Raw genomic sequence first — 23,565 nt, forward strand, 5'->3', positions numbered from 1 at the left:
GGGGGGGGGGGGGGGGTGGGGGTGGTTGGGGGGGGGGGGGTGGCGCGGCGGGGGGGGGGGGGGCGCCGCCCCCCCCCCCCCCCGCCGGCGGGGGGGGGGGGGGCGCGGCCCCGGGGGGCCCCCCCCCACCGCCGGTCTGCGCGCAGCGGGTCCTACCGGAGGTCGGCGCAGCGCTCGTTCGCCATGTCGAGGAAGTCGTCACGGCTCATCGTGGACGTGCCGCCGTCACCGTCGGACGTGAGCACCTCTCCTTCGGAGAGATCCTTCAACCGGTCGATACCGAAAGCGACCTTGCCGCTGACACCCCTGCCGTTGACGCCACCGTCGACGTCCGCGAAATAGCTGCCGCCCGGCGTGAAGCCCGTGAGGTCCGACACCTCACCGGCCCATCCCTCCGGCGCGTGGAACACCCGCACGGCGTCGACGTCAAAAGCCCCGGGTCCGCGTCGCACAGACCACGAGCGCAGGACGTCGCTCTCGTCGTCCAGATAGACGCCGAACGACTGGCCCGTGTACTCGGGGCAGGTCATCGTGAGAAGCCGGGCCCCGCCCTCGCCGTCGGACTCGACGGCGAGGATCTCCTTCGGGGCCGGCGAGCACGAGGCCGTCGCCCCCACGGCCACCGCCACCACGACGCACGCGCGGCCCAACGCGCTCAGCCGACGCCTCATGACACCGGTCCCATCGTCGGAGGTCCCCACGTCGCGTATCCGCCCCACCACAGATTCGCCTCTTGCTCGAACTTGTTGCTGCCGTATGCCGTGTCAGTGTCCCACCATGAGGAAACGGACTCCCTGGTGCAGTCGCGAAGGTACCCGGCGGTGCTGTCGTAGCGCGCCCACTGCTTGGAGTGCACCGCCTCGTGCTTGAGGATGTCGGGGCCGAACTTCTCGGCGGCCTTCTTGCCCGCCTGTGACTCGATCCAGCTGCGCTCGCCCTTGTCGTTCTGCATCCGGCACTGCAACGCCAAGAGCCCGAACTCGTTCCTCACCGACAAACCCTTCTTCGTGAAGAACAACCAGAACGGCTCCAACGACAAGGCCCAGTGGCTCTGGCGGTTCTGGAGTAACGGCGAGTGCGAGCGCGGCAAGTGGCAGGGCATCTGCTACGAGGGCTCACCCGGCGGCGAGCCGGAGAGGGCTGCTCACCGAGCGCGGGTCGGCGCACCGCTGCGAGGAGGGCGTCCACGCCTCGGTGAAACGCTGGTGCCCGTCGTAGGCGAAGCACTGGGTCTCGGCGGAAGAGGTGCCTCCGAGGGTCGTGGGGTCGGCGATGGACGTGGGCGGAGTAGTCCGCGTAGCAGACAGCCGGTGCTGCCGCCGATGGAGGTGACCTGTCCGAGGCCGGTGTAGCCGAACTGGACGATCTCAAAGAGCAGTCCGCCGAGGGCGGGCTCCGTGGTGTTCTGCAGGGTGCCGTCGATGTTGTAGGGGCTGGAGAGCTCGACGGACAACGGGCCTCCGGCCACGACGATCGGATCGTCGGCCGGCAGGGTGAGCCGGGTGGTGACGGGACGGGCCATGCTGTCGAAGGCGGTGACCGTCCGGGTGTACGCCTTGCCGGTCCTGCCGCCCAGACAGCGGGTGCTGGTGGCGGGCTGCCCCTTGAGGACCGTGTCGTAGGTGAAACCGGTCAGCTGGTTGGCGTCGGTTCTGGAACCCTCCCAGGTCAGGGGGGTACGGCCCAGGGCATCATATTGACCGGGTGGTCAAGGCCACCGACGCCCGCGACAGCAGTGTCCTGACCGGACCGCGGAAGCCGGGCCGGCAAGGGCCGGCCCGGCAGTCCTCCTCACCCCGCTCCACGCGCTACGGCTTGGGCACCGTGCAGCCCGCGCGGTTCAGGTCGATACGGCTGCCCGGCCCGATGCAGGCGGCCAGTGTGTACGTCTGCTGCCCGTAGTTGATGCCCTCGCGGACCGTGACGTTGCCGCTCTCGTCCACCTCGCAGGGGTTGTTGTCGGTGCAGCGGCCGCCGCTCTCGTTGCCGGTGTTGTTGACGGCCACCACCTTTCCGGTGGCGGTGTCGACGACGGGCGAGCCGGAGGTGCCCCCGATGGTGTTGCAGCTCGAGGTGTAGCGGACCGAGTCCTTCCAGGTCCAGGCGCCCTCCTTGAGACGGTAGGCGAAGCCGTCGACGGCGCAGCTGTAGATCCGCTTCCAGTACCCGGAGACGACCTTGATGTCGGTGCCCTGGGCGGGGCGGGCGGCACTCAGCTCCAGGGCCTTGATGCCGTAGCGCGACTCGATCTGGCCGTAGCTGGTGGTGAGTTGGTACAACGAGACATCGGTGTCGGTCATCGTCCCGTACGCGATCTTGCTCGCCCGGAGCGTGGCGACGCGGGTACCGGCCGAGTTGAGCAGGCCGAAGCTGCGGGAGGAGGCGCGGTCGAGCACGACCTCGCCAGGCGCGGGAAATCCGGTCTCCAGGCAGTGGCCGTTGGACATGACGAGCGCGGGGTCGCTCGGCAGGGACGCGGCCGTACGGACCACGGAGCCGGAGCAGTTGCTGAGCGCGACCGTACCGGCGAAGTCCACCGCCTCAACGGCGACGTCCTTCACAGCGACGTCCTTCACAGCGGCGTTCTTGACGGCGACGCCGGGTTCGGCGGGTGCGGCGGCGACGGCGGGTGCGGCGCCCGCTCCGAGGAGCGTGAGGGCGAGCAGCGCGCCGGCGAGAGGCTTGTTCATGTGGGGGTCCCCTCAATGCGACGGGTGTGGCCGGAGGATCACTCCGACTTGTCATGCGCATTGTTGGGGCGTGGGCCTGAGCCGACAAGGCAACGTTTTCGGCCACCCGGTGATCTCGACGACCTCACCGACGCGGCCCGGTCGGCGGGCCGCACCGCTCGGCCCCGGATCCCTGCTGTCCCCCGCCCGGCGTCACCAGGCCGGACTCGTAGGCGATGATGACCAGTTGGGCCCGGTCTCGGGCGCCCAGTTTGCTCATGATGCGGCTGACGTGCGTTTTGGCCGTCAGAGGGCTCAGGCCCAACGACTCGGCGATCTCCGTGTTGTTCAGCCCCCGGGCCACCAGAGTCAGGACCTGGCGTTCCCGGTCCGTGAGGCCGTCGGGGCCGCCCGCCACGTTCCGGGGAACGACCGGAGCGGAGAGCACCCGGGCGATCAGGCGCGACGTCGGTCCCGGCGAGAGCAGCGCCTCGCCGGCGGCGACCGTGCGGATCGCCGCCAGCAGATCGGCCGGCTTGGTGTCCTTCACCAGAAACCCCGACGCCCCGGCGCGCAGCGCCTCGAGGATGTGCTCGTCGGTGTCGTACGTCGTCAGAACCAGGACCTTGACGCCCGCCAGGTCGTCGTCGGCGGCGATCAGGCGGGTGGCCTCGATACCGTCGAGCTCCGGCATGCGGATGTCCATGACGACCACGTCGGCCCGTTCGCCGCGGGCCAGTTCGACGGCCTCCGCTCCCGTGCCGGCCTGGCCGACGACCTCCATGTCGCGGGCCGACTCCACCAGCATCGCGAACGCCGCCCGCACCAGCGTCTGGTCGTCGGCGAGCAGGACACGGATCGGGTTCACGGTGTTCATACGGCCTCCGACGGCTGCAGGGGCAAGATCGCGGCAACTTCGAAACCGGGCCGGTCCCCGCGCGGGCCGGCCGCCAGCGTGCCGCCCACGCTACGCGCCCGCTCCCTCATGCCGAGGATGCCGAAGCCCGAACCCGCCGTCGGCGCCGGTGCGTTGCCGTCGTCGGTGACCTCCACCCGGAGGGCGTCGTCGTCCCTGACCACCGTCACCATCACACGCACGCCCGACCCGCCGTGCCGCACCGCGTTCGTCAGCGACTCCTGCACGATCCGGTACGCGGCCGACGCCACGGCGGGCGGCATCGGAGCCTCCCCGACGCGCAGCGTCAGCTCGGCGCCCGCCCCCGCCGTCCGAACGAGATCGGGGAGCGCCGCCAGGTCCGGCAGCGGGCCGTCGCAGTCGGGGCCGTCGGTCCGCAGTACCTCCAGCGTGGTGCGCAGTTCACCGCGCGCGGTACGGCAGGTCTCCGCGATGTCGTCGAGCGCCTTGGCGATCGCGGCCCGGTCGAGGCGGTCGGGGTCGACGGTCAGGATGTGGGAGGCGACGGAGGTCTGCACGCCGATGAGCGTGATGGAGTGCGCGAGCAGGTCGTGCAGATCTCGGGCGATCCGCAGCCGCTCCTCCGCGACCCGCCGGGCCGCCTCCTCCTCACGGGTGCGCTCGGCACGTTCGGCGCGGCCCACCACGGAGGCGATGTAGCGGCGGTAGGTGCGTACGTCGACGCCGCAGACGAGCACGGCGAGGATCCAGCCGGAGGTGCGCAGCGACTCCAGTCCCTCGTGGGTCCCCACGTTGAACATGATCGTGAGGGTGATGCCCATGACGAGGCAGCCGACGAAGAACGTGTACAGGGGCCGTGCGGTGACGGCCAGGGTGTAGAGCGCGACGAGGGACGCCGGTACGGGAGCGGCATGGGTGTTGTCGAGAGCGTGGTACGGCCCGACGCAGACGAGCACCGCGATCAGGACGGGGCCGGGGTGCGCCCGCCGCCACACCAGGGGCACGACGCTTCCGGCGAGCAGTACCCAGCCGAGGGCGTCGGGCCTGCGGGCGTCGTCCACGAGGAGCGCGAGCAGGACGGAGAGCACCCCGATCGCCGCGGCGGCGAGGGCGTCGTTGCGGGTGCGGTTGGGAACGGTGAGCGGGTCGCGGCTGACCGCGTTCAGTACGCGCTCGCCGAGGCGGGGGCGGGGTGGTGTGTGCGGCACGGGTCCATCCTGGGCGGCTGTTGAGTTTGTCCCCACCCCGCCCCTCCCCGAACCGGGGCACGCCCCGCGGCACGAACCGACCCGCTCACGGGGGCGACTTCGGCCCAGCCGGCGTTTGAGGCGCGGGGATACGGGGGCCGAGCCCCCGAAACACCGCGCGGAGCGCGGTGAACGGGTCCGGGCGGCGGAGCCGCACATCGGCACAAAGGGGAAGGGGCGGGCAGGGGAAGGGCACCCGCAGGGCTACCACCGCGGCAGGGCTACCGCCGCGCCACCCCCTCCCCCGCCCGTCCCAGCGGCCCCGGCCACCACACCCGCCGCCCCAGCAGCAGACTCGCCGACGTCACCAGATACGTACGCACCAGGAACGTGTCCAGCAGGACGCCCACCGCCACCAGGAAGCCCATCTCGACGAGCGGCACCAGTGGCAGGTTCATCAGGACCGTGAACGTCGCGGCGAGGACGATGCCCGCCGATGCGATCACGCCACCCGTGGTGCGCAGCGCGGTGAGCGCCGCCTCCGCCGGCTCCGCGCCCGACAGGGACTCCTCGCGCATCCGGTGCATCAGGAAGATGCCGTAGTCGACGCCGAGGGCGACGAGGAAGACGAACGACAGCAGCGGCATGCCCGGGTCGAGCCCCTCGAACCCGAAGACCGGTTCGAAGAGGAGCCCGCCGAGGCCCATGACCGCTCCCCACACCGCGACCACCGCCGCGGTGAGCATCACAGGCGCGACGAGACTGCGCAGCAGCACGACGAGGATCAGCAGCACCGCGCCGAGGACGAGCGGGATGACGATCTTCTGGTCGCGGGCGTTGGTGTCGGCGAGGTCCAGCTGCTGGGCGCTGGGACCGCCGACGTGGCTGCCTTCGAGACCCGCGCGCAGCGCCTCGATGGTCGCGGTCTCGCCCGCTGTCCCGGGCGCGTCCTTCGCGAAGACCGTGATCTCCGTCCAGCCGCCGCCCGAGCGGCCGGGAAGGGCCGAGGCGACGCCCTCGGTCCCGCGTGCCTCGGCCAGCACGGCCCGCGCGCTGTCGGAGGGCGCGACGACGCCGATGGGCTGGCTGCTGCGCTCCGGATAGGCCTCGGCGAGGATTTTCATCGCGGTGACGGACCCGGGCTGCTCGGTGAAGGTGTCCTCCTGGGCGAGGTTGCCCGGCAGGTTGAACGCTCCCAGGGCCAGTGCGCCGAGGAGCAGCACACCCGAGACGAGTACGGTGGCGGGCCGCCGTCCGGCGGAGCCGCCCATCACGGCGAACAGCGAGCGGCGCTGCTTGGGCCGGGAGCCGTACGCGGGGACCAGCGGCCAGAACACGCGGCGCCCGAGCAGGACGAGGACGGCGGGCAGCAGCGTGAGCATGGCGGCGAGTGCGCACACGACACCGACGGCGCCGACGGGTCCGAGGCCGCTCGCACTGTTGAGGTCGGCGGCGAGCAGGCAGAGCAGGCCGGCGGCGACTGTGCCGGAGGAGGCGAGAACGGCCGGTCCGCAACCGCGCAGGGCGGCGAGCATCGCGTCGTACGGCTGCTCGACGCGGCGCAGTTCCTCGCGGTAGCGGGCGACGAGCAGCAGGGCGTAGTCGGTGCCCGCCCCGAAGACGAGCACGGTCATGATCGCGGCGCTCTGGCTGGTGACGGTGAGGTCGAAGCCCTGGATGAGGCCGTACACGAGGGCGCGGGAGGCCACTGCGGCGAAGCCGACGACGGTGAGCGGGACGAGCCACAGGAACGGGCTGCGGTAGGTGATGATCAGCAGCACGGCGACGACGAGGACGGTCGCGATCATGAGTGTGCCGTCGATCGTCTCGAAGACCTTCTCCATGTCGGTCATCAGGGCGCCCGGTCCGCCGAGTTGTGCGTCCAGTCCTGCGACGGGATCGGCCGCGAGCCGTTCGCGTACGTCGTCGACGAGGGCGATGCGGGCGTCGTTGTCGCTGCCGGGTTCGGTGGTCGACAGCGGGTACATCAGGGTCGTGCCGTCCCTGGACGGGATGCCCGTCGGCGGTCCGCTGTCGAACTCGTGGGCGCCGGTGATGGCTTCGGTCTGCGCTCGCGCGTGGGCGAGGTCGTCGGCGGTGAGCCCGGTGTCACGGTGGTAGACGACGACCAGTTCGGTCGACTCGCCACCGGGCAGGGCCTGTTCGATCATGGCGACCTGGGTGGAGTCGGCGCTCGCGGGGAGGTAGTCGACGATGTTGTCGCGCTGCGCGTCACCGAGCTTCCCGGCGAAGGGGACGGAGAGGGCCACAACGGCGATCCACAGGGCCAGGATCGCCCAGGGCACAACCGTGCGCCGTGAAGAGGCCGCCCTCCCCGGCGGTGACGGCGGTGACGGTGGTGCGGTCGCGGTCGCGGTCGGTACGGGCCCCATGGGTGTCTCCCCTTCGTCACGGGCGTCCGGTGGCTGGATCCGTCACCAGGCTCCCGCCGTCGAGGGGCGGTTTCGTCGCGCGTGGGGTCGAGATGGGGGTTACTGCGCAGGGTGGCACAGGAGGCGCCGTACTCCTGCGGGAGTACCGCGGGCGGAGCAGGCGGCGGTCGTGCTCAGAACGGCGTGCGCGCCGTCTCCAGGAGCCGCACCGTGTCGTCGTCGCAGAGCTGCAGGGCCGCGCCGACCGTGGTGAGCACCTCGCGCTCGGCCGGTGTGTACGGGCCGTCGGCGAGCGCGATCCGGGCGCCCTGCAACAGGATCGACTCCCGCCCGGCGGGAGCCAGGTGCGGGGCGAGGGGTTCGAGTGCCTCGTGGAGTTCGATGGCGAGGGCCGCGCCGTAGGGCCCGGCGTCCACGACGAACCGGCCGGTGTCGGCGGCAAGCGCTTCGATCAGCGAGGTGAGCTGGTCCTCCGTGCAGTCGTCGAGCCCGGCGGCGCGCACCGCGTGGACGGCGGTCTCACGGACCGTGCGCGAGGAGGTGCCGCCGGAGGCGAGGACGGCGAGGGCGACGGTGTGCACCGCGTCCCTGAGCATCGCGGAGAAGCGGCTGGTGGTGGGGTGGTCGAGGGCGTCCATGCCGAAGTGGCTGTGACAGGCGGCGCATTCGACGACCGGCCCGGCGAGGCCGCGGGGCAGCAGGGGCACCCCGAGGACGGTGAAGCGGCGGCGGCCGGTACGGCGGCGGTAGTTGCGGTCGCCTCCGCACGCGGAGCAGAAGAACTCGCCGTCGCCGATGGTGTTCCAGGACGTGTGAACGCCGCATACCCGCAGTTTTCGGACGAACATTCTCCGGGCTGGCAGCACGTCGCACCTCCATGAAGCTGCGGCAACGCTGCCGCGTTGACGTGATGTTAGCCACACGAACGATGTCGCGTCAGCACCCGGGCGAGGGTGCGAATCGACATGGCCGATTCCGCTCCCTGGGACAAGTGCGGGCACATCACCGCAAAACGCCGGGCCTGCTCGAGATCGAGCAGGCCCGGCGTCCGGAAGGAATCAGCGGTGTGTTCAGCGGGCCGCGCGGTTGACGGCCGAGACGACCGCCTTCAGCGAGGCGCGCGTGGTGTTGGCGTCGATGCCGATGCCCCACAGCACCTTTCCGTCGATGGCGCACTCGATGTACGAGGCTGCCTGCGCGGACGCGCCCTCGCTCATCGTGTGCTCCTGGTAGTCCAGCAGGCGTACGTCGACGCCCACGCCGTTCAGCGCCTCGAAGAACGCGGAGATCGGGCCGTTGCCCGTGCCGGTCAGCACCGTCTCCGTGCCGTCGACGACGGCCTCGACGGTCAGCGTGTCGACGCCGTCCTTGTCGGTGGTGGTCTGTCCGGAACGGATCTGGATGCGCCCCCACGGGTTCTCGGGGTTCGGCAGGTACTCGTCCCGGAAGACGGACCAGATCGCGCCCGGGGTGACCTCGCCGCCCTCGGTGTCGGTCTTGGCCTGGATGATCCTCGAGAACTCGATCTGCATCCGGCGCGGCAGGTCCAGCTTGTGGTCGTTCTTCAGGACGTAGGCGATACCGCCCTTGCCGGACTGCGAGTTGACGCGGATGACCGCCTCGTACGAACGGCCGACGTCCTTCGGGTCGATCGGCAGGTACGGCACGGCCCACTCGATGTCGTCGACGGTCTTGCCGGCGGCGGCCGCGTCGGCCTCCATCGCGTCGAAGCCCTTCTTGATGGCGTCCTGGTGGGAGCCGGAGAAGGCGGTGTAGACCAGGTCTCCCGCGTAGGGGTGGCGCGGGTGGACCTCCATCTGGTTGCAGTACTCGCTGGTGCGGCGGATCTCGTCGATCTGCGAGAAGTCGATCTGCGGGTCGACGCCCTGCGAGAAGAGGTTCATGCCCAGGGTGACCAGGTCGACGTTGCCGGTGCGCTCGCCCTGCCCGAACAGGCAGCCCTCGATACGGTCCGCTCCCGCCATGATCGCCAGTTCGGCGGCTGCGACGGCGGTGCCGCGGTCGTTGTGCGGGTGGACGGACAGGCAGACGTGCTCGCGGCGGGTCAGGTTCCGCGACATCCACTCGAAGCGGTCGGCGTGCGTGGACGGCGTGGAACGCTCCACCGTGGCGGGCAGGTTGAGGATGATCTCGCGGCCGGGGCCGGGCTGCCACACGTCGCAGACCGCCTCGCAGACCTCGAGGGCGAAGTCCAGCTCGGTGTCGGTGAAGATCTCCGGGCTGTACTGGTAGCCGAAGGCGGTCTCGTCGCCCAGCAGCTTCTCCGCGTACTCCATCACCAGGCGGGTGCCGTCGACGGCGATCTGCTTGATGTCGTCCTTCGAGCCGCGGAAGACGACGCGGCGGAAGGTGGGCGCGGTGGCGTTGTACAGATGGACCGTGGCGCGCTTGGCGCCGACCAGGGACTCGACGGTCCGCTCGATCAGATCCTCACGGGCCTGTGTCAGCACCGAGATGGTGACGTCGTCGGGGACCGCGCCCTCTTCGATGATGGAGCGCACGAAGTTGAAGTCGGTCTCGCCGGAGGACGGGAAGCCGACCTCGATCTCCTTGTAGCCCATGCGTACCAGCAGGTCGAACATCTCGCGCTTGCGCGCCGGGCTCATGGGGTCGATCAGCGCCTGGTTGCCGTCACGCAGGTCGGTGGACAGCCAGCGCGGGGCCTTGGTGATCCGCTGCTCGGGCCAGGTGCGGTCGGGGATGGCGACGGCCTCGTACCGGCCGTACTTGTGGATCGGCATCCCGGAGGGCTGCTGCGTGTGCGTCTGGCTGGTGATCGGGGTGGGGCGGCCGATCCACTGCGACTGAGACATTGCGTAGGGCTCCTCTGATCCTGCAGGAAGGGGGCCGACTGAGTCGAAGCAGCACCAGACTCCGCGGGGAGGGGGTCGGCCTACGACTACAGGCCCTCGCCGCGGCAGCTAAGGAGAAGCAGCCCGAAACGCATGATGCGAAGAAGACTAACCGAGCCTCGGCGGGAGCGTGGGTCCCGTTTCAGTATGCGGGACGACCGATCAGTAACGGTCAAATGTGGCTCATCACTCCATTTCATTAACCGGACTCGCTTTTCGTGACAGCACAATCACGCTGTGTCACATTGCCGGACATGGACATTCGCACCCCGGTCTTCTGCGGCATCGTGCCGCCGCACATCCTCGACAAGCTCGCCCGCTCCGGCGACCCGGCCGTCTCCGGGCCGGCGCGCCGCACCCTCCAGGCCGATGCCGCACACCGCACCGGCCGCCGGCTGACCACCGTTCTTGGCGCGCCCGCACGCACGGTCGCCTCCCCGGCCGACGGGCCGCGCCGCACCGTCCACGACGCGCACAACGGCACGGCGCTGCCGGGCACCAAGGCCCGCGGCGAGGGCGAGGAGGCCGTGAAGGACGCCACCGTCAACCGCGCCTACGCCGGCCTCGGCGCGACCTTCGAACTGCTGACCGCGTACGGACGCAACTCCGTCGACGGCGCCGGACTGCCGCTGGACGCGTCCGTCCACTACGACGAGAAGTACGGCAACGCCTTCTGGAACGGCGAACAGATGGTGTTCGGGGACGGTGACGGCGAGATCTTCCTCGACTTCACCGTGGCGGTCGACGTGATCGCCCACGAACTGGCGCACGGCCTGACCCAGTACACGGCCAATCTCAGCTACTTCGGCCAGCCCGGCGCCCTCAACGAGTCGGTGTCCGACGTACTGGGCGCCCTGGTCAAGCAGCGCACCCTGGGCCAGAGCGCCGACGAGGCCGACTGGCTGATCGGCGCGGGTCTGCTCGCCCCGCGGGTCGAGGGGGTCGCGCTGCGCTCCATGAAGGCGCCGGGCACCGCGTACGACGACGACGTGCTCGGCAAGGACCCGCAGCCCGCCACGATGGAGGACTACGTCAGCACCGGCCGCGACAACGGCGGTGTCCACATCAACTCCGGCATCCCCAACCACGCCTTCTACCTGCTCGCCACCCGGCTCGGCGGGCGCGCGTGGGAGCGGGCGGGCCAGATCTGGTTCGACGTGCTGACCGGCGGCGAACTGCCGGTGGACGCCGACTTCGGCAGCTTCGCCCGGCTGACGGCCGCCGCGGCGAAGGCGCGTTACGGCGAGGGCGAGGAGCTGGAGGCCGTGCTGAAGGCGTGGTCCCAGGTCGGCGTGAAAACGGCCGAGTGAGCGCCGGGGCCGGGCGGCCCGGCTGTCGCCCGGCCCCGTTCCGTACTAGAACGGGAACCATGCGTATCCAGGTAAGGCGTACGGGCGGCTTCGCCGGGATCGAGCGCCACGCCGAGGTCCAGACCTCGGGGCGGACCGATGCGGACGAGGTGCGGGCTCTCGCGGAACGGGCGATGGCCGACGGCCGGGAGACCCCGCCCATCGGGGTCCCGGACGGGTTCACCTATCAGCTCACCGTCGACGAGCGCACGGTCTACTGCTCCGATCCCCGGCTGACCGACGCTCAGCGGCGGCTGATCTCGCTCGTGCTCGAGGAAGGCTCCTGACCAGGGCGGAGAGCACCGCCCCGAAGACGGGTGCGCTCAGAAGCCCAGCTTGCGCAGCTGCTTCGGGTCGCGCTGCCAGTCCTTCGCGACCTTCACATGGAGGTCCAGGAAGACCGGCGTGCCCAGCAGTGCCTCGATGTGCTTGCGGGACTTGATGCCGACCTCCTTCAGGCGCTGGCCCTTCGGGCCGATGATGATGCCCTTCTGGCTGGGGCGCTCGATGTAGACGTTGGCGTGGATGTCCAGCAGCGGCCGGTCCGCCGGGCGGTCCTCACGCGGCAGCATCTCCTCGACGACCACCGCGATCGAGTGCGGCAGCTCGTCCCGTACGCCCTCCAGCGCGGCCTCCCGGATCAGCTCGGCGACCATGACCTGCTCGGGCTCGTCCGTGAGATCGCCCTCCGGGTAGAGCGGAGGGCTCTCGGGAAGCATCGGGATCAGCAGGTCGGCGACCAGCTGCACCTGCTTGTCGCCCACGGCGGAGACCGGCACGATCTCGGCCCACTCGATGCCGAGCTCCTTGCCGAGCCGGTCGATGGCGATGAGCTGCTCGGCGAGGGTCTTGGAGTCGACGAGGTCGGTCTTGGTGATGATCGCGACCTTCGGGGTCTTCCGGATCCCGGCGAGTTCCTTGGCGATGAACCGGTCGCCGGGACCGAGCTTCTGGTCGGCGGGCAGGCAGAAGCCGATCACGTCGACCTCCGCCCAGGTGGTGCGCACCACGTCGTTCAGACGCTCGCCGAGCAGCGTGCGCGGCTTGTGCAGTCCGGGGGTGTCCACCAGGATCAGCTGCGCGTCCTCGCGGTGCACGATGCCACGCACCGTGTGCCGGGTGGTCTGGGGACGGCTGGAGGTGATCGCCACCTTCTGGCCGACCAGAGCGTTCGTGAGAGTGGACTTGCCCGCGTTGGGGCGGCCGACGAAGCAGGCGAAACCGGCCCGATGGGGGGCTTCGGAAGACTGGGTACGAGCGCTCATGGCGCCCATTGTCCCTGATCCAACGGGCCTCCGGTCACGCGCGCCCGCGCCCCACCGGAGAACTCGCTCCGGAGGGAGTGCTCTCACGGGCTCCGGCGGAGATCCGGACCTTCACGGCACCCGGCGGCGCGGCACCGGGCGTCGACCCTCAGCAGGGCCGCCGACGGGCTTCGCCGCCCACCGGGAGCTCATGCCCGCCGCGGTCGCCGGCGGCGGGAGCCGGGGGTCATGCACCGCGGACACCCTCGTGGCCCGGCGCGAGACCTTGGTGCGGCGGTCTCAGCCCGCCGTGACGGCGGCCTTCAGCTCCCCGTCCGGGCCCGCCAGCAGCACCGGCGTACCGGCGCCGCCCAGGTCCCGCACCGCCGCCCGGTCCTCGTCACAGGCGGCTTCGGCCTCGGAGACGACCGCGGCGGCCTCCAGCGACTGTGCGCCGCTGGCCACGGCCATGGCGACGGCGGTCCGCAGCGCACTGAGCTTCAGCGAGTCCAGGGACACCGTCCCGGCGACATAGGTGCGGCCGGTCTCGTCGCGCACCGCGGCGCCCTCCGGCACCCCGTTGCGGGCCCGGGCGCTGCGCGCCAGCGTGATGATCTTGCGGTCCTCGGGGCCGAGGTCGGAACTCTGCGTCATGCCCCGAGCATAGATCGGCTCCGGGACCGGCCCGCCGGCGGATACACGGATCCGCGCCGGCCCTCGGGGCTCGCCAGCCACGCGAGCTTCGCCGCCGTGTCGGTCGTGTGCGCCGGGTCCGACACGTCCGGCGAATCCGTCGCACCCGGCGGATCGGCCACCGGGTCCGCCAGCGGCGTGTGCATCACGATGACCAGGTCCGGCCGGGCCGGCACCCTCAGCTGCGTCGACTCCAGGATCAACCGGCCCACCAGCGGATGCTCGAACTCCTTTCGGATCTGCCCGCCGGGCGCGATGTCGCGCCGCTCCCACAGCTCGGCGAACTCGGCGCTGCCCGCCTTCGCCTCCGCGATCAGCGACGGGAAGCCCTCGTCGTCGGGATGCTCCGAACACGCGGCACGGAACTGCGCGACGACCTGCGGCGCGATCTCCTCCCAGCGGGAGCTGCGGGAACGGTGGACGGGGTCCGTGAAGTAGGCGATCAGGCAGTTCTGCACGATGCCGGGTCGCATCCCCAGCACCGCTGCCGCGGCGTCGTTGTACACGACGATGTTCCAGTAGGCGTCCATGATGTGCGCCGGGTACGGCATCCACGCGTCGATCAGCCGCCGCAGTCCGGCAGACATGCCCCGGTCGCCCGGATCGACCTCCGGTGCGGGCGGGTTGAGACCGGCGAGGACGTAGAGGTGGCGGCGTTCCGCACTGCTGAGCCTGAGCACGCGGCCGACCGAGTCCAGGACCTGCGGCGAGACGCTGATGTCGCGTCCCTGCTCCAGCCACTGGTACCAGGAGACCCCCACGCCGGCGAGGACCGCGACCTCCTCCCGTCGCAGCCCCGGCGTACGGCGACGGGCGCCGCCGGCCGGAAGGCCCGCCTGCGCGGGTGTGATCCGGGCACGCCTGCTCATCAGGAACTCGCGCAGTTCGCCCAGGCGGTGCGCCTTCATGGCCTGCGTGGCGCCCTGTCCGGTCGGCGTGGCCATGTACTCCCCCTGTACGTCCGGCTGGTGGTGCGGCCAACAGGATAAGTTCCCGCTCCCCAGGGCCGGTTCGGCCGCCGGGGGTGGTGCCCGTGGCCGTGCTCCAGGGGCGGGGCGGGTCCCGGGAGGGCCTACGGGTGGTCGAGGCGGAGCCGGTCCGCCTTCGGCAGGCCCGCCACCACCAGGTCGTACGAGTCCTCGACGAGCTCCCGCACCGTCCGGTCCGGGAGGCGGCCCACCGTCACCGTGTTCCAGTGCCTCTTGTTCATGTGCCAGCCGGGCAGGATCACGCCCGGATGCTCCGCGCGCAGCTGCACCGCGAGGTCCGGCTCGCACTTGAGGTTGACGGTCAGGGGCGTCGAGTCCAGCGCGCTGAGGGCGAACATCCTGCCCAGGACCTTGAAGACCGACGTCTCCGGCCCGAAGGGGAACTCCTCCACCGCCGCGTTGAATTCCAGACAGAACGCCCTCAGCTGCTGCGCCTTCATCGCGTCACCCGCTCCGCTCCTCCGGCACCGGTTCCACCGGCTCCGACAGCACCGTCACGATCTTGTTCCGGCGGCCGGCCGGGGACTCCGCCGTCAGCCGCAGGGCCCGTCCGTCCGGCAGGTCCACGACGGCCGCCGCGCCCGCGATCGGTACCCGGCCGAGCGCCTTGGCCAGCAGGCCGCCGACCGTCTCCACGTCCTCGTCGTCGAGCTCGTCGGCGCCGAGACCGTAGAGCTCCCCGAGGTCGCCGATGTCGAGGCGGGCGGTCACACGGAAACGGCTGTCGCCCAGTTCCTCGACCGGCGGCAGCTCGCGGTCGTACTCGTCGGTGATCTCGCCGACGATCTCCTCGAGGATGTCCTCGATGGTGACGATGCCCGCCGTGCCGCCGTACTCGTCGATGACGACGGCGACGTGGTTGCGCTTCTGCTGCATCTCACGCAGCAGGTCCCCCGCGTTCTTCGTGTCCGGTACGAACACGGCGGGCCGCATCGCCGTGGAGACCAGGTCGGCCTCGGCGTCGCGGTTGATGTGGGTCTTGCGGACCAGGTCCTTGAGGTAGACGACGCCGACGATGTCGTCCTCGTTCTCCCCGGTGACGGGGATACGGGAGAACCCGGAGCGCAGTGCGAGGGTCAGTGCCTGGCGGACGGTCTTGTAGCGCTCGATGGAGACGAGGTCGGTGCGCGGCACCATCACCTCGCGGACCAGGGTGTCACCCAGCTCGAAGACGGAGTGCACCATGCGGCGCTCCTCGTCCTCGATCAGCGACTCCTGTTCCGCCAGGTCGACCATCGCCCGAAGCTCGGCCTCGGAGGCGAACGGTCCCTTGCGGAAGCCCTTTCCGGGCGTCAGGGCGTTGCCGATGAGGATGAGCAGCTGCGGTACGGGGCCCATGACGCGGGCCAGCGGCAGCAGCACGTACGCGGAGGCGGTCGCCGTGTTGAGCGGGTGCTGGCGGCCGATGGTGCGCGGGGAGACGCCGACGGCGACGTAACTCACCAGCACCATCACCGCGATGGCGACGAGCAGTGCCGACCAGGTCTCGTCGAGTTCCTCGAGGCAGACATAGGTCACGAGCACGCCGGCCGCCATCTCGCAGGCCACCCGCACCAGCAGGGCGACGTTGAGGTAGCGGGTCGGGTCGGCGGCGACCTGCTCCAGCTTCTCGGCGCCGCGCCGCCCGGACCGTACGGCCTCAGCGGCGCGGAAACTGGAGACGCGGGCGAGGCCGGCCTCCGCGCAGGCGGCCAGCCAGGCGACGACGACCAGGGCGACGGCGCCGACGATCAGTTGACCGGTCATGAGACGGTCGGCGCCGGGGAGGGGCCGGTGAAGCCCTTCTCCGTCCGCCAGCCGTCGACGATCGCGGCCTGCAGACCGAACATCTCGGCCTTCTCGTCGGGCTCTTCATGGTCGTAACCGAGCAGGTGCAGCACTCCGTGGACGGTCAGGAGCTGGAGCTCCTCGTCCATGGAGTGCTGCGTCGGGGCTTCCTCGCCCTGCCTCTTGGCGACCTCGGGGCAGAGCACGATGTCACCGAGGAGCCCCTGCGGGGGCTCCTCGTCGTCCTTGACCGGCGGACGGAGCTCGTCCATCGGGAAGGACATGACATCCGTCGGACCCGGCAGGTCCATCCACTGGATGTGCAGCTGCTCCATGGCTTCCGCGTCCACGACGATCACCGAGAGCTCGGAGAGCGGGTGGATTCGCATCCGCGCGAGGGCGTAGCGGGCGATGTCGAGGATCGCCTGCTCGTCGACCTCGGCTCCGGACTCGTTGTTGACGTCGATCGACATGGTGCGCGTTGACTACTTCCCGTTTTGGCCGTCGTACTTCTCGTACGCGTCGACGATACGGCCGACCAGCTTGTGCCGAACGACATCCTGCGACGTGAGCCGTGAGAAGTGGACGTCGGGAACGCCGTCCAGGATGTCCTGGACCTGACGCAGCCCGCTCTTCGTGCCGCCCGGCAGGTCGACCTGGGTCACGTCGCCGGTGATCACGATCTTCGATTCGAAACCGAGCCTGGTGAGGAACATCTTCATCTGCTCGGGGTTCGTGTTCTGCGCCTCGTCGAGGATGATGAACGCGTCGTTGAGCGTGTTGTGCGTCAGCAGGTAATCCTGCGTGACGTACAGCGAGTCCTCGGCCGCGACCTGGATGCAGACCGTCTCCTCTCGCCCCGCGGGCTCGATGGAGTCGATGAATCGCATGGGTCGACCGCCACCACCGGCCGCGCGGTACGCGTCCCGCTTGCGAGCGAGGCGGAAAGGCTCGATGCCTTCGGGAAGGCGAATGTCGACGACGTGGGAGTCGTAGCGGTGCTTGCCCAGAGCGCTGCCTTGCGGACGCCCCTCGGCCTCGCGACGCCGGGTGTACGCGACACCGCCGAGCGACCTGACCAGCGCGATCACGTCGTCGCGGAGGACGATCGATGTGGTCGAGTACTGGATCCGGCAGGTACGGTCTTTCTGCGTCACCGGACCGCCGTCGGCGTCCAGCAGCCCCTGGAGAACCGCGAGCCTGATCTCGGACGAGTTGGACAGGTACTGGTCCGGGACGAACTTCGAGTGGGACCGGGTACCGAGGAGGTCGAGCTGTCGGAGTATCCCCGTCACGGGGTTCTCCAAGGTGACGACGTCGCCGGGTGCCTTGGCCCTGTTCAGGACGTAGTCCGGACCGCCCTTCGCCCGGACCATTACGCCGGGCAGCGCTCCTTCCAGCGCCTCGGCGAGTTCGCGATCCTCGCTGGAGAAGGTCGGTGTAGTGGACCCGGTGAGGCAGCCGTCCCCGAGCAGCAGACCCAGCGCGTACGGATCCATCGGAACCTCGCGCTCCGGCAATTCCACAGGCGCTGTGAGCAGTGGCAGCTCGTACCGGCGGGCATGGGCAGCCCGCAGGTCGCCGATCATTTCCTGGGTCTCCAGGACACGCCACGGCTTGTCCCCGCGCTTGTCCGAAGCCGTACGGACCGTCCACAAGTGCTCGCCGCAGCAGAGGGTCCAGGAGCCGTCCTGGGCGGAGACCCGGTAGACGTCCCTTTCGCCCTGCGGGTAGACACCGAGGACGGGCGTCGGCTCACCATTGGAGCCGATGACCAGATCACCCACCTGAAGGTCACCGATGGGACGCCAGCCGTCCGGCGTCAACACATTCGTGAAGACAGGTTGACTGCGGCCGCGCATGTAGGCCAGGGGCGCGACCTCGATCGTGCCCGCCGCCATCAGGCGCGGGATGGAGTCGGGGTCGAGCATGTCGTGCAGCGCGTCGTACAGCGGCCGCAGATACGGGTCGATCTTCTCGTACAGCGTGCCGGGGAGGAAGCCGAGGCGCTCACCGGCCTCCACGGCGGGGCGGGTCAGGATGATGCGGTTGACCTGCTTCGACTGCAGCGCCTGAACGGCCTTGGCCATGGCGAGATAGGTCTTGCCGGTGCCCGCGGGACCGATACCGAAGACGATCGTGTGCTTGTCGATCGCGTCGACGTAGTGCTTCTGGTTGAGGGTCTTGGGGCGGATGGTGCGGCCGCGGCTGGAGAGGATGTTCTGCGTGAGTACCTCTGCCGGGGTCTCGGGCACGGCGTCCCCCGAGCCCTCCTCGGCCGCTCTGAGCATGGCGATCGAGCGTTCCACTGCGTCCTCCGTCATCGGCTGCCCGGTGCGGAGCACGAGCATCATCTCGTCGAACAGGCGCTGGATCAGAGCGACTTCCCGCGCGTCTCCGACCGCGCTGACCTGATTTCCCCGGACATGGATGTCGGCCGCCGGGAAGGCCTGCTCGATCACGCGCAGCAGGGCGTCACCCGAGCCGAGGACCGTCACCATCGGATGCTTGGCGGGGACGGTGAAGTGGGCTCGCGCCTGGCCCGGCGCTGGAGGTCCCCCCGCGCCATCAGGGCGCTGGGAGCGTGTCTGGTCTGTGGGTGTGTGAGTCATGGGCCGGCTCTGTGGCCTGCACATACCTCCCGTTGCGGGGTTCTCGCCGCTCGACAACCTCTGGACCCAGAGTACGTCGTGCGACTGACAGGGCCGAAGGCTTTTCGCTCTCCTCCGCGGCCCCCTCGCCAGCGGCTCAGACAGCGGCTCAGACAGCGGTTCAGACCGAGCGGCCGAAACCGATCGTCGGCACCGCGCGACGCAGTGGCCAGGGCCTGGCCGGCGCGGGCAGCAGGCGCTCGAGGAAGCCGTAGCGGCGCAGTGCGGCCGGGTCCTGGCCGGGCGCCGCCTGGACGTGCTGCCACCAGGCCGCGACCTCCGACCAGCCTGGCGCGGAGAGCGATCCGCCGAACTCCTGCACCGACAGGGCGGCGGTGAGGCCGGCGAAGGCGAGCCGGTCGGCGAGGGGCCAGCCCGCCAGTGTCCCGGTGATGAATCCGGCCACGAACACGTCTCCCGCTCCCGTGGGATCGAGCGCCTCCACCTGGATCGCGGGGACCGCCGCGCTCTCGCCGGTGGCCCCGTCCACGGCGTAGGCGCCCTCCGCACCGAGGGTGACGACGGCGAGCGGGACCCGGTCGGTCAGGGCGCGGGCGGCGGCGCGCGGGCAGTCGGTGCGGGTGTAGCGCATCGCCTCCGCGGCGTTGGGCAGGAAGGCCTCGCAGTGCTCCAGGTCGGTCAGGTCGTCGGGATCCCAGCGGCCCGAGTCGTCCCAGCCGACGTCGGCGAAGATCCGGGTGCCCGTGCGGGCGGCCTGCGCGATCCACTCGGCGCGGGTGCCGGGGGCGAGGGAGGCGACCGCGGCGCGGGCGGGGGGCGGGCAGTCGGGCGCCGGCTCAGGGGGCGGGGCCTCGTGGCCGTGGCTGACCATGGTGCGCTCGCCCTCGTACGCCATGGAGACGGTGACCGGGGAGTGCCAGCCGGGGACGGTGCGGGACAGCGTCAGGTCGATGCCCTCACCCTGTTCGAGGGCGTCCCAGCAGTACTCGCCGTAGTGGTCGTCCCCGAAGGCCGCGGCCAGGGACGTGCGCAGGCCCAGGCGGGCGAGTGCGGTGGCCATGTTGGCGACGCCGCCGGGGCTGGATCCCATGCCGCGGGCCCATGACTCGGTGCCGCGGACGGGGGCGGAGTCGAGGCCGGTGAAGACGATGTCCAGGAAGACGCTGCCGGTGAGGTACACGTCGCAGTCGGGATCCGCGGGCGTCCGGACGCCCGCGAGGGGATCGAGGCAGGTGCCCGCGAGGGGGTCGGGGCAGGTCGGCCGCGGCAGTTGGTCTCCGTTGCGAGTGGTCACCGTGTGCGCTCCCGTACGTGGTGCAGTTCCAGCCAGTCTGCCGGACGGCACCGACACGGGGGCGCAGGCGATGTCCTCGCCCCCATGGCGCGCGGGGCGGGACTGCGGCACCGTTGACGCTCGGGCGTTCGCCTACTTAATCTCTGTTCTCATACGTGCACGTAACCTCTGCGAGGAGCCAGCCATGGGGCAGGACCTGACCATCACCGAGGTACGGCTCACCCCGATCCTGGTCGCCGACCCCCCGCTGCTGAACACTCAGGGAGTGCACCAGCCGTACACACCGCGGCTGATCGTCGAGGTCGTCACGGCCGGCGGTGTGACCGGTGTCGGCGAGACCTACGGCGACACGAAGTACCTGGATCTGGCCGCGCCGTTGGCCGACGCGCTGCCCGGCCGGTCCGTCTCCGACGTCAACGGGCTGCACCGGCTGGCCGCACGCGTCTGCGGCGACTCCCCGGAGGCGACGGGCGCGGAGGCCGTCGACGTCGGCGGACTCCGCGGCGTGCAGACCGCCGGCAAACTGCGGCTGTCGGTGGTGTCGGGCTTCGAGGTGGCCTGCCTCGACGCACTCGGCAAGAGTCTCGGACTGCCCGTGCACGCCCTGCTCGGCGGCAAGGTGCGCGACCGGGTCGACTACAGCGCGTACCTCTTCTACCGCTGGGCCGAACACCCGGGCGGCGCGGGCGAGTCCGACGACTGGGGTGCCGCGCTCGACCCGGACGGCATCGTCGCCCAGGCCGGGCGCTTCGCCCGCGAGTACGGCTTCACCTCCTTCAAGCTGAAGGGCGGCGTCTTCGAACCCGAGCAGGAGGTCGCCGCCGTACGCGCGCTGGCGGAGGCGTTCCCCGGACGGCACCTTCGGCTCGACCCCAACGGCGCCTGGTCGGTCGCGACCTCGCTCGAGGTCGCGGGCCGGCTCGGCGACGTACTGCAGTACCTGGAGGATCCGGCGAGCGGCACGGCCCGGATGGCGGAGGTGGCCGCCGGCACGGACGTGCCGCTGGCGACGAACATGTGCGTCACCACGTTCGACGAGATTCCAGAGGCGTTCTCGCGCGGCGCCGTGCGGATCGTCCTGTCCGACCACCACTACTGGGGCGGGCTGCTGGCCACCCGCGAACTGGCCGCGGTCTGCCGGACGTTCGGCGTGGGTCTCTCGATGCACTCCAACACGCACCTCGGGATCAGTCTGGCCGCGATGACGCATGTGGCCGCGGTCGTACCGAACCTGGACCACGCGTGCGACAGCCACTACCCCTGGCAGACCGAGGACGTCATCACCGAGCGGCTCGCCTTCAGGGACGGGAGCCTTGCGGTGAGCGACCTGCCGGGACTCGGCGTCGAGCTCGACCGCGACAGGCTGGCCCGGCTGCACCGGCGCTGGCTGGACGACGACGGGACGATGCGCGAGCGGGACGACGCGGCGGCGATGCGGGTGGCCGAACCGGGGTGGACCACGCCGGTGGTGCCCCGCTGGTGAGCGGGGCCGGGTGTCCAGCCGGCTGAACTGCAGGCGTCACAGGGGTACCGGGCGGAGGATGCCCAGCAGCATCCGGACCAGTTCGTCGACGATCTCGTCGAGCGTCGCGTCCACCCATCCGGCTGTCCAGTCGTGGAGCAGCCCGTTGACGCTGCCGATGAACGCCGCCGCCGCGATCCGGTGGTCGCGCGGCTCCGCCTCGCCGCGCTCGACCGCCCGCGCCGCCTCCGCGCAGATGAAGTCGACCCAGCGGGACCGGCGCGCCAGCCGCTGCCGTTCCATCTGCGGACTGACCCCGATGATCTCGAGGAAAGTGATCCGGATGCGCCGCGGATCACCCGTCACGTTCGCCGCGTAGGCGCGGAAGACCGCCGCCGCGCGCTCCGCCACCGGCAGTGGTGCGGCCTGCGCGAGCGCGGCGAGCGCCGCCTCTTCCGCCCAGTCGTTGACCTGGAGGTGCAGAGCGGCCAGCACGTCCTCGAGGGTGCGGAACTCCTCGTAGAACTGCCGGGTGGACAGTCCGGCCGCCTCACTCAGCGCGGCGACGGTCGTCGCCCGGTAGCCCGGCGTGTCGCCGAAGAGCTGAAGGCCGGCGTCGAGGAACCGGCGACGCCGCTCGGCCTGGCGTTCCTCGGCGGACCTGCCGCCGTAACGGCCGGTCGGCTGTCTGAACCTGCCCGCCACGGGCGCCTCCCTCGTCGATCGCGGACTCATTTTCACGTGTCCGGGGTCTTGTGCAGCCTGCCACCCCTCGTTACTTTCCAGTAGCCAAATCTGAACGGTCACATTTTCAGACTGCTGCCCGCGCATGGGGCCGCCACCGCGGAAGGAACGAGATGTCTCTGTCCAGCACCAGGCGGGCCGTGGGTGCGGCCGTCGCCGCCCTGGCCCTGGCCTGCACCGGTTCGGTCACCGCGACCGCAGCGGACACGACCGGCCCCGAAGGCTCCGCGGGCCCGGCAGGACTGCGAGAGGTGATGTTCGTCGGCAACAACTGGGACGGCACCGCCGACGTCATCGAGGCCCGGGGCGACTTCGCGAGGATCGGACGCGTCGACGTCATCCCCGACAAGGAGGAACGGCTCAAGGAGATCTACCTCAACCCGGTGAAGCTGGCCTTCTTCCTCGGCATCCGCCAGGGCCCCGGCGAAGGACACGACCAGTTCGTCGACGACATGTACTCGACCCCCGACGGGTCGGCCATGGTCGTCTCCCGTCCCAGCTTCGCCGACGTGGTCTCCGTCGACCTCGCCACCGGAGAGATCAACTGGCGGTTCCCCGTCTCGGGCTTCCGCTCCGACCACATGGCCGTCTCCCCCGACGGCACACACGTCGCCGTCTCCGCGTCGACGTCCAACACGGTGCACGTCCTCGACATCGTGACCGGCGAACAGACCGGATCGTTCGCGACCGGGGACAAGCCGCACGAGAACGTCTTCACCGACGGCGGCAGGTACCTGTGGAACATGTCCATCGGTGAGGTCAACACCGCGCTCGACGCTCCCTGGCTCGACTGGACCAAGGGCGACCGACGCATCACCGTCGTCGACACCCGCACCTTCGAGCAGGTGAAGGTCATCGACATGCGCGAACGGCTCGACGCCTTCGGCCGCGAGGACCTCTCCGACTCCATCAGGCCCGTCGCCCTCACCCCGGACGAGTCCAAGCTGTACTTCCAGGTGTCCTTCTTCAACGGCTTCGTCGAGTACGACGTGGCCACCGACAAGGTCACCAGGGTGAAGACACTGCCCAAGAACCCGGCGACCAGCGAGGACCGCACCACCTGGGTCAACGACTCCCGCCACCACGGCATGTCCATGAGCCCCAAGGGGGACAAGCTCTGCGTCGCGGGGACCATGGACGACTACGTCACCGTCGTCGACCGGGCCACCTTGCAGGAGAGCCCGCCCGTGACCGCCTCCAAGCCCTACTGGGCGACGGTCAGCGGCGACGGCAAGTCGTGCGTCATCTCGGAGAGCGGCTCCGACGCCGTCACCGCGATCGACTTCGCCACCGGGAAGAAGGTGGCGACCGTGTCCGTCGGGGACCATCCGCAGCGGGTGCGCATCGCCCATGTGCCGGCCACCTGGACCGGCCCCGCCGCACGCTAGTGCCCCTCCCGGCACCAGTGGCGT

Annotated in this window: 21 protein-coding genes; 4 read left to right on the top strand and 17 right to left on the bottom strand. The window is 70.6% G+C overall.

Translation table 11 applies throughout. The features are described 5' to 3' along the window. Positions 1–152 precede the first annotated feature (152 nt). The 8 genes from ACFYV1_RS20375 to leuA form a co-directional block, all read right to left on the bottom strand. Complete coding sequence (locus ACFYV1_RS20375; protein WP_389396917.1) at positions 153–671, bottom strand: hypothetical protein; 519 nt, start codon at positions 669–671, stop codon at positions 153–155. After that, positions 668–991 (bottom strand): hypothetical protein, encoded by a 324-nt coding sequence (locus tag ACFYV1_RS20380; protein WP_389396918.1) that lies wholly within the window; start codon positions 989–991, stop codon positions 668–670. Before ACFYV1_RS20380 ends, ACFYV1_RS20375 begins: the two co-directional genes overlap by 4 nt. An 817-nt stretch (positions 992–1,808) precedes the next feature. Beyond that, positions 1,809–2,690, bottom strand: a complete 882-nt coding sequence (locus tag ACFYV1_RS20385) for a serine protease (RefSeq protein WP_389396919.1) — start codon at positions 2,688–2,690, stop codon at positions 1,809–1,811. Between the two features lie 124 nt (positions 2,691–2,814). Then, a complete protein-coding gene (locus ACFYV1_RS20390) occupies positions 2,815–3,546 on the bottom strand; it encodes a response regulator (RefSeq protein WP_389396920.1) in 732 nt (243 codons plus the stop codon). Continuing rightward, positions 3,543–4,952: a sensor histidine kinase gene (locus ACFYV1_RS20395; protein ID WP_389396921.1), complete on the bottom strand. Its 1,410-nt coding sequence runs from the start codon at positions 4,950–4,952 to the stop codon at positions 3,543–3,545. The genes ACFYV1_RS20390 and ACFYV1_RS20395 overlap by 4 nt, the downstream gene beginning before the upstream one ends. A 62-nt stretch (positions 4,953–5,014) precedes the next feature. Beyond that, positions 5,015–7,039 (bottom strand): MMPL family transporter, encoded by a 2,025-nt coding sequence (locus ACFYV1_RS20400; RefSeq protein ID WP_389396922.1) that lies wholly within the window; start codon positions 7,037–7,039, stop codon positions 5,015–5,017. A 260-nt stretch (positions 7,040–7,299) separates the two neighbouring features. Then, on the bottom strand, positions 7,300–7,992 hold the full coding sequence (locus tag ACFYV1_RS20405; RefSeq protein WP_389396923.1) for a TerB family tellurite resistance protein: 693 nt from the start codon (positions 7,990–7,992) through the stop codon (positions 7,300–7,302). A 204-nt stretch (positions 7,993–8,196) separates the two neighbouring features. Further along, on the bottom strand, positions 8,197–9,960 hold the full coding sequence (gene leuA / locus ACFYV1_RS20410; RefSeq protein ID WP_389396924.1) for a 2-isopropylmalate synthase: 1,764 nt from the start codon (positions 9,958–9,960) through the stop codon (positions 8,197–8,199). A 293-nt stretch (positions 9,961–10,253) separates the two neighbouring features. On the opposite strand from leuA, the gene ACFYV1_RS20415 reads away from it, so the two are divergent. Both ACFYV1_RS20415 and ACFYV1_RS20420 read left to right on the top strand, forming a co-directional pair. Beyond that, complete coding sequence (locus ACFYV1_RS20415) at positions 10,254–11,309, top strand: M4 family metallopeptidase (RefSeq protein ID WP_389396925.1); 1,056 nt, start codon at positions 10,254–10,256, stop codon at positions 11,307–11,309. Between the two features lie 59 nt (positions 11,310–11,368). After that, positions 11,369–11,635, top strand: a complete 267-nt coding sequence (locus tag ACFYV1_RS20420; protein WP_389396926.1) for a protealysin inhibitor emfourin — start codon at positions 11,369–11,371, stop codon at positions 11,633–11,635. Positions 11,636–11,671: 36 nt separating this feature from the next. Here ACFYV1_RS20420 and era read toward each other — a convergent pair whose 3' ends face one another. From era to ACFYV1_RS20460, 8 genes are all read right to left on the bottom strand, one after another. Further along, on the bottom strand, positions 11,672–12,613 hold the full coding sequence (era, locus tag ACFYV1_RS20425) for a GTPase Era (protein ID WP_389396927.1): 942 nt from the start codon (positions 12,611–12,613) through the stop codon (positions 11,672–11,674). Positions 12,614–12,892: 279 nt separating this feature from the next. Next, on the bottom strand, positions 12,893–13,246 hold the full coding sequence (locus ACFYV1_RS20430) for a cytidine deaminase (RefSeq protein ID WP_389396928.1): 354 nt from the start codon (positions 13,244–13,246) through the stop codon (positions 12,893–12,895). Then, the gene (locus ACFYV1_RS20435) at positions 13,243–14,229 is read right to left on the bottom strand and encodes a helix-turn-helix transcriptional regulator (RefSeq protein ID WP_389396929.1); all 987 of its coding nucleotides are present in this window, start codon (positions 14,227–14,229) and stop codon (positions 13,243–13,245) included. The genes ACFYV1_RS20430 and ACFYV1_RS20435 overlap by 4 nt, the downstream gene beginning before the upstream one ends. A gap of 128 nt (positions 14,230–14,357) precedes the next feature. After that, on the bottom strand, positions 14,358–14,714 hold the full coding sequence (locus tag ACFYV1_RS20440) for an MmcQ/YjbR family DNA-binding protein (RefSeq protein ID WP_389396930.1): 357 nt from the start codon (positions 14,712–14,714) through the stop codon (positions 14,358–14,360). 4 nt (positions 14,715–14,718) lie between these two features. Then, a complete protein-coding gene (locus tag ACFYV1_RS20445; protein ID WP_389396931.1) occupies positions 14,719–16,020 on the bottom strand; it encodes a hemolysin family protein in 1,302 nt (433 codons plus the stop codon). Beyond that, a complete protein-coding gene (gene ybeY / locus ACFYV1_RS20450; RefSeq protein WP_389396932.1) occupies positions 16,017–16,514 on the bottom strand; it encodes an rRNA maturation RNase YbeY in 498 nt (165 codons plus the stop codon). Before ybeY ends, ACFYV1_RS20445 begins: the two co-directional genes overlap by 4 nt. 12 nt (positions 16,515–16,526) lie before the next feature. Further along, on the bottom strand, positions 16,527–18,542 hold the full coding sequence (locus ACFYV1_RS20455) for a PhoH family protein (RefSeq protein WP_389396933.1): 2,016 nt from the start codon (positions 18,540–18,542) through the stop codon (positions 16,527–16,529). Between the two features lie 271 nt (positions 18,543–18,813). Then, the gene (locus tag ACFYV1_RS20460; RefSeq protein WP_389396934.1) at positions 18,814–19,947 is read right to left on the bottom strand and encodes a carbohydrate kinase family protein; all 1,134 of its coding nucleotides are present in this window, start codon (positions 19,945–19,947) and stop codon (positions 18,814–18,816) included. 184 nt (positions 19,948–20,131) lie between these two features. Between ACFYV1_RS20460 and ACFYV1_RS20465 the strand changes: the two genes are divergently transcribed. Next, positions 20,132–21,430 carry a glucarate dehydratase family protein gene (locus ACFYV1_RS20465; protein WP_389396935.1) on the top strand — a complete coding sequence of 433 codons (1,299 nt, stop codon included), beginning with the start codon at positions 20,132–20,134 and terminating at the stop codon, positions 21,428–21,430. A gap of 36 nt (positions 21,431–21,466) precedes the next feature. Here the strand turns inward: ACFYV1_RS20465 and ACFYV1_RS20470 are convergent, their stop codons facing one another. Continuing rightward, positions 21,467–22,114, bottom strand: a complete 648-nt coding sequence (locus ACFYV1_RS20470; RefSeq protein ID WP_389396936.1) for a TetR/AcrR family transcriptional regulator — start codon at positions 22,112–22,114, stop codon at positions 21,467–21,469. 152 nt (positions 22,115–22,266) lie between these two features. Between ACFYV1_RS20470 and ACFYV1_RS20475 the strand changes: the two genes are divergently transcribed. Next, positions 22,267–23,541, top strand: a complete 1,275-nt coding sequence (locus tag ACFYV1_RS20475) for a YncE family protein (protein ID WP_389396937.1) — start codon at positions 22,267–22,269, stop codon at positions 23,539–23,541. Positions 23,542–23,565: the final 24 nt, after the last annotated feature.

Origin of the sequence: Streptomyces sp. NPDC003023, from assembly GCF_042888225.1 — a bacterium.
Classification (GTDB): Bacteria; Actinomycetota; Actinomycetes; order Streptomycetales; family Streptomycetaceae; genus Streptomyces.